The organism is Synechococcus sp. R55.7 (genome assembly GCF_047461955.1).
Lineage (GTDB): Bacteria > Cyanobacteriota > Cyanobacteriia > Thermostichales > Thermostichaceae > Thermostichus.
Map to the genome: position 1 here is coordinate 1 of NZ_JANSIC010000049.1, position 11,891 is coordinate 11,891.

The 11,891-nt window shown below is 57.4% G+C and carries 12 protein-coding genes; 2 read left to right on the forward strand and 10 right to left on the reverse strand.

Features of this window, described 5'->3' with window-relative positions:
- A partial coding sequence (locus NW820_RS04080; RefSeq protein ID WP_414406754.1) for a Ppx/GppA phosphatase family protein occupies positions 1-489 on the reverse strand: 489 nt, incomplete at its 3' end.
- Positions 490-691: 202 nt separating this feature from the next.
- On the opposite strand from NW820_RS04080, the gene thrS reads away from it, so the two are divergent.
- A complete protein-coding gene (gene thrS, locus NW820_RS04085; RefSeq protein WP_414406755.1) occupies positions 692-2,503 on the forward strand; it encodes a threonine--tRNA ligase in 1,812 nt (603 codons plus the stop codon).
- A gap of 113 nt (positions 2,504-2,616) precedes the next feature.
- The gene (locus tag NW820_RS04090; protein WP_414406756.1) at positions 2,617-2,940 is read left to right on the forward strand and encodes a sugar ABC transporter ATP-binding protein; all 324 of its coding nucleotides are present in this window, start codon (positions 2,617-2,619) and stop codon (positions 2,938-2,940) included.
- Here NW820_RS04090 and malQ read toward each other — a convergent pair.
- The 9 genes from malQ to NW820_RS04135 form a co-directional block, all read right to left on the reverse strand.
- A complete protein-coding gene (malQ, locus tag NW820_RS04095; RefSeq protein ID WP_414406757.1) occupies positions 2,937-4,538 on the reverse strand; it encodes a 4-alpha-glucanotransferase in 1,602 nt (533 codons plus the stop codon). The genes NW820_RS04090 and malQ overlap by 4 nt on opposite strands.
- Positions 4,539-4,693: 155 nt before the next feature.
- Positions 4,694-5,566, reverse strand: a complete 873-nt coding sequence (locus NW820_RS04100; RefSeq protein WP_414406758.1) for a polysaccharide deacetylase family protein — start codon at positions 5,564-5,566, stop codon at positions 4,694-4,696.
- Between the two features lie 40 nt (positions 5,567-5,606).
- The gene (pyrE, locus tag NW820_RS04105; protein ID WP_414331955.1) at positions 5,607-6,224 is read right to left on the reverse strand and encodes an orotate phosphoribosyltransferase; all 618 of its coding nucleotides are present in this window, start codon (positions 6,222-6,224) and stop codon (positions 5,607-5,609) included.
- Between the two features lie 195 nt (positions 6,225-6,419).
- The gene (locus tag NW820_RS04110) at positions 6,420-6,965 is read right to left on the reverse strand and encodes a GTP-binding protein (protein ID WP_414356695.1); all 546 of its coding nucleotides are present in this window, start codon (positions 6,963-6,965) and stop codon (positions 6,420-6,422) included.
- Between the two features lie 232 nt (positions 6,966-7,197).
- The gene (locus NW820_RS04115; RefSeq protein WP_414374482.1) at positions 7,198-7,749 is read right to left on the reverse strand and encodes a protoglobin domain-containing protein; all 552 of its coding nucleotides are present in this window, start codon (positions 7,747-7,749) and stop codon (positions 7,198-7,200) included.
- A 55-nt stretch (positions 7,750-7,804) separates the two neighbouring features.
- Entirely contained in the window at positions 7,805-8,173 is a 369-nt protein-coding gene (locus NW820_RS04120; protein WP_011433098.1) for a roadblock/LC7 domain-containing protein, read from the reverse strand.
- An 80-nt stretch (positions 8,174-8,253) separates the two neighbouring features.
- A complete protein-coding gene (locus tag NW820_RS04125; protein ID WP_414406759.1) occupies positions 8,254-9,138 on the reverse strand; it encodes a DUF4388 domain-containing protein in 885 nt (294 codons plus the stop codon).
- Positions 9,139-9,535: 397 nt separating this feature from the next.
- On the reverse strand, positions 9,536-10,417 hold the full coding sequence (locus NW820_RS04130) for a DUF4388 domain-containing protein (RefSeq protein ID WP_414406760.1): 882 nt from the start codon (positions 10,415-10,417) through the stop codon (positions 9,536-9,538).
- A 278-nt stretch (positions 10,418-10,695) separates the two neighbouring features.
- Positions 10,696-11,891 (reverse strand): heavy metal translocating P-type ATPase (locus NW820_RS04135; protein WP_414406761.1); only part of this gene is annotated, 1,196 nt, incomplete at its 5' end.

An 11,891-nucleotide genomic window follows, 5' to 3' on the forward strand; every position in this document is an offset into this window, starting at 1 on the left:
CCGGTTGTGGAACTCCATCGCCGAGAGCACCCCCAGGTAGATGCGGCGGGCCTCTTCCTGCCCCGAGATCAACTCCACCCGCAGGCCCAGCTCCCGTTCAATCCGCTTCAAAAACTCCGGCCCATTGGGGGCCTCGCGCACAGCACTGGTAGCCACGGCAACAATATCCTGCACCTGAAAGCTCTCAGCAATGCGGCAAAATCGTTCCAGGGCCACTCGGGCCCGCTCCATGGCTGCAGGGGTCAGGGCACCCGTCTGGTTGCAGTATTCCCCCAGCCGCACGGTGGCTTTTTCGCGGGAGATGATGGTGAAGCTGGGGATACGGGGATTGATGCGCACCACCACCATGTGGAGAGAGTTGCTGCCCACATCGATGGCCGCCAGAACGGGGGCAGCCCAAGATTCAGGACGAGAAGCCGGGCCGGTTTCGGAAACTGGGGAAGCAGAGGCGACAGGGCATTCCGTGAAGTCGGTGCGCGAAGAGATCATGGCTCGGGTGTGGGGGTCAACCCCTTTAGGATACTGTGTACTTTCCCCCCTTGTTCCGGGCCCAGTTGTCAGGTTTGCGATTGACTCGGCAAACAGGGGAATTGATTAGCTGGGGATCCCTGCCGTTCTCGCCCCAGCCTAAGATAGGGACACGGATATCCATTTCTTCACTGTTCTTTCTTTGTTGTCGAAGCAGGTTCCGATGTCTCAGCCAGCCGAATCACCTCAGAAGGCCAACAGCACCCTCAAACTGCTGCGCACTCACGAGTCTCCCAAACTGGAGCGCATCCGCCACACCACTTCCCATGTCCTGGCTATGGCGGTGCAAAAGCTGTTTCCCAAGGCCCAGGTGACCATCGGCCCCACAACCGACTACGGCTTCTACTACGATTTTGACCATCCCGAGCCCTTCACGCCGGAAGATCTGGATCGCATCAAAAAAGAGATGCAGGCAATCATCAAAAAGGGCCTGCCGGTGATCCGCGAGGAGGTGAGCCGTGAAGAGGCCAGGCGCCGCATCGAAGCCCTCGGAGAACCCTACAAGCTGGAGATCTTAGACAGCATTCCCGAAGGGGAGGTCATCAGCATTTACCACTTGGGGAATGAATGGTGGGATCTCTGTGCCGGTCCCCACGTGGAAAACACCCAAGAGCTCAACCCCAAAGCTTTCGATCTGCTCAGCGTGGCCGGCGCCTATTGGCGGGGGGATGAAACCAAGCCGCAGCTCCAACGCATCTACGGCACCGCCTGGGAAACTCCAGAGGAGCTGAAGGAATACAAGCGGCGGCTGGAGGAGGCCAAACGGCGGGATCACCGCAAGCTGGGCAAAGAACTGGGCCTCTTCCTGTTTTCCGATGAAGTGGGTCCGGGCTTGCCCCTTTGGACTCCGAAAGGAACTACCCTACGCTGGGTGCTGGAGGATTTTCTCAAGCAGGAGCAGCTCAAGCGGGGCTACCTGCCGGTGGTTACCCCTCATATTGCCCGTGTGGACTTGTTCAAGATCTCCGGCCACTGGCAAAAGTACCGGGAAGATATGTTCCCCATGATGGCGGAGAATGAGCAGGATCGCGCAGCCGAACAGGGCTTTGTCATGAAGCCGATGAACTGTCCTTTTCACATCCAAATCTACAAATCCGAGCTGCGATCCTACCGCGATTTGCCCCTACGATATGCCGAATTCGGCACCGTCTATCGCTATGAGCAATCGGGGGAATTGGGAGGTCTGACGCGAGTGCGTGGCTTTACGGTGGACGATGCCCACCTGTTTGTCCGGCCCGATCAATTGGAGGAGGAGTTTCTTAAGGTTGTCGATCTCATTTTGGTGGTCTTCGACAAGCTTAAACTCAAAGATTTTCGCGCCCGCCTCAGCTTCCGCGATCCCAAGTCTGACAAATATCTGGGATCCCCTGAGGACTGGGACAGGGCCGAGAATGCCATCCGTCGCGCTGTAGAGAAGCTCTCGATGCCCCATTTTGAAGGGATCGGCGAAGCAGCCTTCTATGGGCCGAAGCTGGATTTTATTTTCCGCGACGCCCTGGATCGGGAGTGGCAACTGGGCACGGTGCAGGTGGATTACCAAAACCCACAGCGCTTTGATCTGCAATACGTAGCTGAGGATGGATCCCGGCAGCGTCCGGTGATGATCCACCGCGCTCCCTTTGGCTCGCTGGAGCGGCTGATTGGGATTCTCATCGAAGAATACGCTGGGGATTTTCCCTTCTGGCTGGCCCCGGAACAGGTGCGCATTTTGCCCGTTTCCGATCAGTATCTGGGCTACGCCACCCAGGTGCGGGATCAGCTGCGAGAGCAGGGGATCCGCGTCCACATCGATGCCGACAGCGATCGTTTGCCGAAGAAAATCCGCAATGCCGAGAAGGCCCGGATCCCCTTCATGCTGATCGTGGGGGAACAGGAACAGGCGGCAGGAACGGTGAGCGTGCGCCAGCGCCATGGACAGGAGCTGGGATCCCTGACGGTGGCAGACTTCCTGGATCAGGTGCAGGCGCTCAACTAGCCGGTTGCGGCAATGGAGGGCAGTGGAGTTTTCAGAACTTGAGGATCCCAGATGCCGGGGAGCTCAAGAAAGGGCCTGAATGTCCCTTTCTAAAGAAAAGCCAGCCGACGGCCGTGTTGACGGCCCGCCGCTATTCTGGCGGCAATGCCCAGAAGATCGTTGTGGGGCGGGAGCTTTCCTGTGGATCCAAGGTGCTGGTGGCTGCCCAACCGACGCGGGGGGTGGATGTGGGGGCCATCGAGGCCATTCATCGGCGCATCCTGCAGGCGCGGGATCAGGGCATGGGGGTGCTGCTGGTGTCGGCGGATTTGAATGAGGTGATCAGCTTGTCGGATCGCATTTTGGTGATCCATGAGGGCCACCTGGTGGGAGAACTCACGCCTGAAGAGGCCACCGAAGAGCGGATCGGGCTGCTGATGGGCGGGATCCAGCATTAGACGAGGCCGGGGGCAGCTTGAGAAGATCCTGCCGCCCGTTCTTGGGCTAGGGCTGCTCGCCGTTGTTCCAACTCTTGAGGAGAGATGCGCCCGTAGGTGACGCTCATCTCGGCCAGGCGCTGGATCATGTTCTGCCGCAGCATCTCTTCGCGGTAGCGCCAGGCCCAGTTGTTCTCGGTGGTGCCGGGGAAGTTCATGCGCGCCTCTGCCCCCAGCCCCATCACATCCTGCAGGGGAATGATGGCCAGGTCGGCTACGGAAGCAAGGGCTAGGCGAATGAGATCCCAATGGATGCCCTCGGATCCCTGGCAGCCCAAATAGCGCAGCAGGTTTTGTTTTTCCCACTCCGAGCGATCCGGGTCATTAAACCAACCCACCACCGTGTTGTTGTCGTGGGTGCCGGTGTAAACGACAAAGTTGCGCTCATAGGCATGGGGCAAATAGGGGTTATCGGGCCCAGAGCCGAAGGCAAAGAGCAACACCTTCATGCCGGGCAAGCCAAATTGATCCCGCAGTTGCAACACCTCCGGCGTAATGTCTCCCAGATCTTCGGCAATCACCGGGATTTCCCCCAACTTGTCGGCCAGGGTCTGAAAGAAATCTGCCCCCGGCCCTTTTTGCCACTCCCCTTCCACAGCCGTTTCCGCATCGCCCGGAATGGCCCAGTAGCTCTCGAAGCCGCGAAAGTGGTCGATGCGCACACAGTCCACCTGCTTGAGGATGGCCTGGATGCGCCGGATCCACCAGTCGTAGCCGCGAGCCTTGAGCACCTCCCAGTTGTAGAGGGGGTTACCCCAGCGCTGCCCGGTGGGGCTGAAATAGTCCGGCGGCACACCGGCTACTTGTAAAGGCCGTCCCTGTTCATCCAGGTGAAACAGCTCCCGGTTGGCCCACACGTCGGCACTGTTGGGGGCAACGTAGATGGGCACATCCCCAATGAGCCGCACTTGATGCCGATGGGCATACTCCCTTAGGGATCCCCACTGCTGGGCAAACAGATACTGCCAAAACATCTGCTCGGTAATGGCATCGGCATAGCGATCGCGAGCCTCTTGCAAAGCCGGCGGATCCCGTCGCACCAAGGCCGGATCCCATTGGTTCCACTCTTGCTCGCCGTACACATCCTTGAGGGCCATGAACAGGGCATAGTCCGGCAGCCAGTCGGCCTCGGCAGCGCAATAGGCTTGGAAAGCTTCCCAATCGGGGCCGGAAGCTTTTTCTTTGAAGGTTGCCCAGGCGCGGTGCAGCAGGCCCAGCTTGAAGGGGATCACGGTTTCGTAGTCCACCCGCTCGGCAGACCCGGCTTGGATCGTTGGCCATTGGGGCAGATCCTGCCAACTGTCGGGCTCTAGCCAGCCGGCTTTTACCAACAGCTCCGGGCTGATGAGCAGCGGGTTGCCGGCAATGGAGGAAAAGCTCATGTAGGGGGAGTTGCCCCAGCCGGTCGGCCCAAGAGGAAGAACCTGCCAGAGGCGTTGGCCGCTCTCCACCAGAAAGTCCACAAAGCGATAAGCCGATGGCCCCAGATCGCCGATGCCAAATGGCCCCGGTAGCGAGGTGGGGTGCAAGAGGATCCCGCTGAGTCTGCCCATGCGCATGGCCAAGCCCTTTTGCCCTAGGTGGTTTCACCGCCTATGCTGTCACTTCCAGAGCCACGGTGGACAGCTCCAGACAAGACAAAATTAGAACAAAGTTAAAAAATGAGCAGGATCCAAGGCCAAGACGCGCTTTTCCCTCTGGCCAGGGGATCCCGTCAGGCCACCTCGGGGGCAGGGCAGGCTTGGGCATACCAGTCGTAGAGGCCATCGCCGGTGGTGAGCCAAGTCTGAGGGCGAGATTGGATGTGCTGCAAGGCTTTTTTCAGGGATCCCATCCGCAGAGGCTGCCCGACAATAAAGGGGTGCAGGCCGATGGCCATGATGCGGGGGGAGCGTTCCCCATCCTGCCAGAGTTGATCAAACTGGTCGATGAGGGCTTGGGCAAAGGCTTCTGCCGGCAGGCGGGCGCTCAGACAAAGGCTGATGTCGTTGGCCTCTAGAGTGTAGGGGATCCCCAAGAGGGGGCCGGCGGCAGTCTGCAGCCAGTAGGGTTGGTCGTCGTTTACCCAGTCGGTGGTGTAGCGGATCCCGGCAGCCTTGAGCAGGTCAAAGGTGTTCTCGCTAACGGAAAACCCCGGCGTCAGCCAGCCCCAGGGTCGGGATCCGGAAACCTTCTCCAAAAGGGACAAGCTGCGCTCGATGAGCTCTTGTTCGGCTTCGCGGGCCAGGCCGCTGTGGCCGGTAGAGTTGTTCCAGCCGTGGGCCAACACCGACCAGCCGTATTGGCGGATCCCTTCGATGATGGGGGGGTAAAGATCCACCATTTCCGCATTCAAGGCCGCCGTCACCGGGATCCCCAGCTCGGCAAACAGCTCAAACAAGCGCCAAATGCCCACCCGATTGCCGTAGTCCCGCCAGCCATAGTTGGCGATCTCAGGGGAGCTGGTGAGATGGGGTTGAATGGCCGTGCCCAGCTTGCCAAAGGTGAAGTGCTCGATGTTCATCACCACGTACACAGCCACCCGCGCCCGATGCGGTAGGCTCGGCAGATTTCGGCTGGGCAGAGCTGAGTAGGCAGGGGGCAGCATGTCCGCTCTCCAAAGCTTTGATGCTCACCAAGGGGGCAGGCTAGTCCTTTGATTTTCCTGAGGTCAAGGCCCGATGGCAAGCCTGCACTTCTGGAAGGGTGAATAGGCGACGAAAGGCGATCCCTGCTTCGCGGCAGCGATCTTCTGCCCCTTCCAGCCGATCCACCAAAGCCAGGATCCCTTCCGCCCGGTAGCCGGCTGCCCGCACCCGTTCGACAGCCTTCAAAGCAGAACTGCCGGTGGTCACCACATCTTCCAGGATCCACACCCGACTGCCTGCCGGCAACTCCGGCCCCTCGATCCAGGCTTGCGTGCCGTGCCCCTTGGGCTCTTTGCGCACGATCAAGGCGGGTAGGTTGGCGGGTTCAGCATGCAGAGAGGCCAAACTCACCGCCGTCACCAAGGGATCCGCTCCCAGCGTCATCCCAGCCACTGCTTCGGTTTCGGGAGGCAACAGCCGGTGTAGCAGGGATCCCACCCAATAAGCTCCTTGGGGGTGAAGGGTAACCGGTTTGCAGTTGATGTAGTAGGGGCTCTTCTGTCCAGAAGTGAGGGTAAAGGAGCCTTCTCGGTAAGCCAGTTGGGCCAGGAGATATAGCAGTTTCTCCCGCGCTTCCTCTGGGGAAAGGGTCAGGGGAGAGCAATCGAGAAGCAACACAGCGGGGATCCTCTTGGTTCAATGGCTGGCAAGAAAGATCACTCAGGACATTTCATTATGCGGCAAATCTCCACCGAATCCAATCTCCCGTTTTTCGGCTTCACGGGAGGGATCCCTGTCACGCAAAAGATACGCCTGTCTTGGCTAGGGCCAATGTTGCTGAAGTTCTAGACCGGCGGATACCTGAAAATCTGTTCAAACAACCACCTGGGGCATCATTTGCTCAACCAACAGAAGCAACGTGTTGGCAACAGAAGATGGCTCTTGAGCATTCAAAGTGGTGTGGGGAATCGCGCCATCTTGATTCCCCAAAATTAACAAAATGTCTTCTGGATCCCAGGCATTGGGTTGATCGACGTGGGTGATCCCAATCACGCAGGGGGCACTTGTCCTGGCTTTCATAAAAGATTGAATAGCTTGGGCATTGCGAAATTGGCCCGGCAAGTGCGCAGGCACCAGAAGAACATAGCCGTGGGCGCGCTTAATTAAAATATCCCACATAAAGTTAAAGCGAGACTGGCCGGGAGTGCCGTAGAGATGCAGCCACATCTCTTCTTCCTCCTCTCCAATTCTCAAGCGGCCGAAGTCCATGCTTACCGTCGTGGTTTTCTTCAGCTCTGCCACCTCGTCCGTTGCTTTGCAATCGGTGTCTACTACCTCAATCTCGCTAATCGTGCGAATAAAGGTAGACTTTCCAGCTCCCACCGGCCCTGTTACAACAATTCGCAAGATATTTCCCATAAACTGGCCTCAGACTAAGCTCTAGCGACAAAGCTGAATAAAACTCGGGGGAGTGCACCGATGTGCCGCACGGGAGGTAAAGCTATCTCCAGGTTGCTTCTAAGATAATCTAAAAAAGATACCAACGCCAGCTCTGCTCCAGAGGGATCCCAGAAACTCAAGCACCTCAGCCCAAGAAGGTAGAGAAATTAAGCAAGTAGAGTAAGCAAGAGCCCACTCTAACTCAAACAACTCAAATTAAACTGTTGGCACCATTGGCAATTAACCGTTTGAATAAAGCCTCGCTCATGCCTGTTTCCTGTTGCACGGCGTTATAGGCCACCTCAAGGTAAGCTTGCTCAATAAAAGAGAGGTCAATCATACAGACCTTGCTCAAGCTGGTGCGCAACTGCTCAGGCTTGCCTTCTTTCACCAACCGCCGACTGACCTCCTGCACAACTGTGGCCATAGCAGGCACAACATGTTGAGGGCCGATCCCAACGCGCACATGAACTATGCCGATTTTCCAGCGGCGATCCGCATACTGGGGGCCCCAATTGTCCATGCCCGTGAACATTTCCTTGAACCAGTCAGCAAAAGTTTGGCCCAGCCGCTGCCGGTTATGCTTGGCAATGACAGCTGCCATCTCAGCATCGCGATCCAGGTAGTTGTAAAACGTATCCGACATTTCTGCAGCAATGCTGCTGCCCCAGTCGGCGCTTTGCTGCAAAATTTTCTTGTCATCATCTGTGAATTGCGTGCGCGAGATCAGGACTTGGAGCAGCTCCGAAGGTTTAATGGCCATAGTTCCCTCAACGTCAGGATAGGATCTAAAGACTTAGCCTCCACATTTGATTTTCTTACTTCATTGCCTCTGCAATGCTTGCCGCGACTCGCTTAATTTCCAAAAAGAGCAAGCCTTGCTTGACTTCATGGCTGGCAATTGTCAGCAAGACGGCATCGGGGCCACAACTGGTTAAAACCCCGTATCCTTTTTCCCCCTGTACAAAAACTCTCTCTATGGCTCCGCGCCCTAGCTCTCTCCCAATCCGTTCGCCCAAAGAAAGCATGGCAGCCGACATAGCAGAGGTTCTCTCTTCATCCATACCCACAGGCAGTGTGGAAGCTAAAGGTAGCCCGTCGGGGGTGACCACTGCTGCTCCCTGGACTTCCGGTGTGTTGGCAACATAGCTCTGGAGGATCGCCTGCAAAGAGGACAGATTAGCCATCCTACATCTCCCTGCTGATTCCCTATTTCTAATGTTTCTACCCGAAAACCGAAAACATGACTGCAAATATCCCTATGCTTTTATTTTTCGCGCATGCCCTTGAGGAGGGTGGCTAATCGACTGACCAGAGAAGGCTTGACGGGGCCGCCCTCATCCTGGAGACCAGGCACCCTTGCCCCCAGCCTCTCCCTCACCGGCTCGGGATTCACCTCCTCAGCAATCGACTTGGACAGCTCCCAGTGACCAGACCGAGCCAGAACCGTTGGCCCCTCACAGGGACTGATCAACCCCAGCTTGGCCAGACGGGCACAGGCATAGCGCACCTCCAGCAGGTCTGCCCCCAGTGCTTGAGCCAAAGCCGTCAGCTTGCGAGAAGGCGACACCTGCTCCAGGATCCCCCACTCCAGCGCAGAAAGTTTGAACAGAGGCAGTTCGGTGCTGGTACGCCAAAAGCAACTATCGGGTTCGGGCAGGTCTTTTTCGGGGCGCTGCTCCAGCTTGAGCTGCTGCAGGGCTTCCAGGACGGCAGCGGTGGCGCTTTTGCTGAGGCCGGTCATTTCTCGGTAGGGCATGGGCACGTTGGGCAGGAAGCTGAACTGGCCGGATTCGAGGGCAAAGAGGCTGTAGAGGCCGGTTTGCAGTTGATGGCGAAAGAGCTTGGCCAGGGCTGCTGGGGTAATCAACCCTTGCCGCTGCAAGCAACGCCCCAGAGGCTCTTCCGAGCCGCAAAAGGAAGCCAGCTTTTCGACCACCCGCTCGCTCACCAAGCCGGAATGGGCCAGCAAGCTCTCCAGGCGGTGTTCTTCCTGAGGTGGTAGGGCAGCAATGACCCGACCTTGGTAAAACCAGATCCTGTAGATACCTCTGGGCGCCCAGATACAGAGCTGTCCTGTTTTGCTGCCTCTCTCGATCAGCTGCAACAGATCGGGCAAGGAAAATTCTTGGAGGTCTCCAACTATGGCCATAAGAATTTTTTGAACCTCCACTTCGATGGAATGGGCGAAAAATCAATGCTTCAGTGATTTTTTAGACATCCCTATTCTTGTACGTGGACTCTCGGTCAACAACCGTGTATCTACGACCGTGTTTTTTGTAGCTCGATACTCTGCCCGCTAGCAATTACACTGACCGTCCGGGAAAATCTATCATGGAGTACAATCAGAATACGATCAGGCGGTACTCTCAATCCTCTCACAGAAGGCTTCTGGTTCGCTTTGTTTCGGCCTTGGCCTAGATCATGTTGCTTTGTAAAGTAAAACCCCTATTTTTGCTTTCTCTTTGAACAGAAGTTAGATAAAAGTTAGCAGGATCTCCCAACTTCTTTACAAAGCCAGAGGATTGTTCTCCCTCTGTCGGTTTGCCTCACTTTTCGCGCATGCCCTTGAGGAGGGTGGCTAATCGACTGACCAGAGAAGGCTTGACGGGGCCGCCCTCATCCTGGAGACCAGGCACCCTTGCCCCCAGCCTCTCCCTCACCGGCTCGGGATTCACCTCCTCAGCAATCGACTTGGACAGCTCCCAGTGACCAGACCGAGCCAGAACCGTTGGCCCCTCACAGGGACTGATCAACCCCAGCTTGGCCAGACGGGCACAGGCATAGCGCACCTCCAGCAGGTCTGCCCCCAGTGCTTGAGCCAAAGCCGTCAGCTTGCGAGAAGGCGACACCTGCTCCAGGATCCCCCACTCCAGCGCAGAAAGTTTGAACAGAGGCAGTTCGGTGCTGGTACGCCAAAAGCAACTATCGGGTTCGGGCAGGTCTTTTTCGGGGCGCTGCTCCAGCTTGAGCTGCTGCAGGGCTTCCAGGACGGCAGCGGTGGCGCTTTTGCTGAGGCCGGTCATTTCTCGGTAGGGCATGGGCACGTTGGGCAGGAAGCTGAACTGGCCGGATTCGAGGGCAAAGAGGCTGTAGAGGCCGGTTTGCAGTTGATGGCGAAAGAGCTTGGCCAAATCTACGGGCGAGATCAACCCTTGCCGCTGCAGGCAACGCCCCAGAGGCTCCTCCAAGCCCCTAGCGACCAACTGGCTGACCACCTGCTCGTCCACCAAGCCAAAGCGCGTCAGCAGGCTTTCCAAACGATGCTTTTCTTCAGGGGTGAGGGCGGCGACCACCCGACCTTGGTAAAACCAAATCCGCTGAATGCCATTGGGTGCCCAGATGGATAATTGCCCTGCTTTCTTACCCTTTTCCATTAAATGCAACAGGTCGCATAAGGAAAATTCCTGAAGATCTCCAAGCATCGCCATACTTTTGCTCCCTTCACCGCTGCAAGATGCGCTTTCTCAGTATTTTCACGGTTTTTGCTTTGCTAAGCAAGAAACCAGAAGATGCGCTTACAGCTTGGTTTCGGCCTAATCTTACAACCAAATCCTCAAAAGTTAAAGCGGATTAATCTTTTTAATCAAATGTAATCGAAGTTGCCGAATTTTTGGCTTGGACGCAGCGGAAATTGTGTCAGAAGCTCGGTAAAACCTCGGAAGACTTAACGATCGATACTTAGTCATTCGTAATTTTTAACACTTTTTTAGCTGCGGCTACTCGAAGATCTACGGGGTACAAAAGTTCGCCTCAAAAGGAGTGAATTGAGGATTACACTGAGGGAACTCAAGGCCATGAGACCCCCAGCGATTGCCGGGCTAAGCCCAATGCCAAAGGGGGGTAGGAGCACGCCTGCTGCCACCGGGATCCCTACCAGGTTGTAGCCAAAGGCCCAGAGGAGGTTCTGCTGGATCTTGCGGAAGGTGGCGCGGCTGAGGCGGATAGCTTCCACCACATCCCAGAGGCGGTTGCGCATGAGGATGATATCGGCGGTTTCTAAGGCCGCATCAGTGGCTGAGTGCAGGGCGATGCCCACATCGGCTTGGGCCAAAGCCGGAGCGTCGTTAATGCCATCTCCCACCATGGCAACTCTCTGGCCTTGGGTCTGCAGGTCGCGGATGACTTGAGCTTTGTCTGCCGGGTGAACCTCGGCGATAACGCGGATCCCGGGCACTTGCAGAGCCTCAGCCACCTGGTGGGCCACCTCCGCCCGATCGCCGGTTAGCAAAACCACCTGCAGGCCCATTTTCCGGAGCTGTTGCAGCGTTGCCTGCGCATCGGGCCGCAAGGGATCCTGTGCTGCCAGCAGCCCCACCAGGGATCCCTCTACAGCCACGCCCACCACCGTTTTGCCGGCTGCCAGTAGCGCCTCGGCCTGGGCCTGCGCCTCTGGGGAAATTGGGATCCCCAAAGCAGCCAGCCCATCCAGGGATCCCAACACCACTTCCTGCCCTTCCACTTGGGCGGCGACTCCTATCCCCGGTTGGGTTTGAAACTCGCCGGCGGAGAGCAACGGCAAACCCTGGGTGCGGGCGGCTTGCAAAATGGCTTGCGCCAGCGGATGGCGAGTGCCGCTTTCCACTGTGGCCGCCAGTTGGAGTAGGCGATTGGGATCCAGGGAGGGGTCAAGGCTGAGACAGTCCGTCAGGTGGGGATCCCCTTGGGTGAGGGTGCCGGTTTTGTCGAAGACCACCGTTTGCAAGCGATGGGCTTTCTCCAGAACATCTCCCCCTCGGATGAGCAAGCCCCGCTCGGCTCCCAAGCCAGTACCCACCAGGATGGCCATCGGCGTAGCCAATCCCAAAGCACAGGGGCAGGCCACCACCAAAACGGCAATGGCCATCTTGAGGCTGCTGAGCAGGGGTGTGGGGTGAGGGGGATGGTCACCCAGATGCAGATGGG

Excerpts from the sequence above, each read along its gene's own strand:
- thrS (WP_414406755.1), top strand. The coding sequence starts at position 692 with ATGTCTCAGCCAGCCGAATCACCTCAGAAGGCCAACAGCACCCTCAAA.
- malQ (WP_414406757.1), bottom strand. The coding sequence starts at position 4,538 with ATGCGCATGGGCAGACTCAGCGGGATCCTCTTGCACCCCACCTCGCTA.
- NW820_RS04100 (WP_414406758.1), bottom strand. The coding sequence starts at position 5,566 with ATGCTGCCCCCTGCCTACTCAGCTCTGCCCAGCCGAAATCTGCCGAGC.
- NW820_RS04110 (WP_414356695.1), bottom strand. The coding sequence starts at position 6,965 with ATGGGAAATATCTTGCGAATTGTTGTAACAGGGCCGGTGGGAGCTGGA.
- NW820_RS04115 (WP_414374482.1), bottom strand. The coding sequence starts at position 7,749 with ATGGCCATTAAACCTTCGGAGCTGCTCCAAGTCCTGATCTCGCGCACG.
- NW820_RS04120 (WP_011433098.1), bottom strand. The coding sequence starts at position 8,173 with ATGGCTAATCTGTCCTCTTTGCAGGCGATCCTCCAGAGCTATGTTGCC.
- NW820_RS04125 (WP_414406759.1), bottom strand. The coding sequence starts at position 9,138 with ATGGCCATAGTTGGAGACCTCCAAGAATTTTCCTTGCCCGATCTGTTG.
- NW820_RS04130 (WP_414406760.1), bottom strand. The coding sequence starts at position 10,417 with ATGGCGATGCTTGGAGATCTTCAGGAATTTTCCTTATGCGACCTGTTG.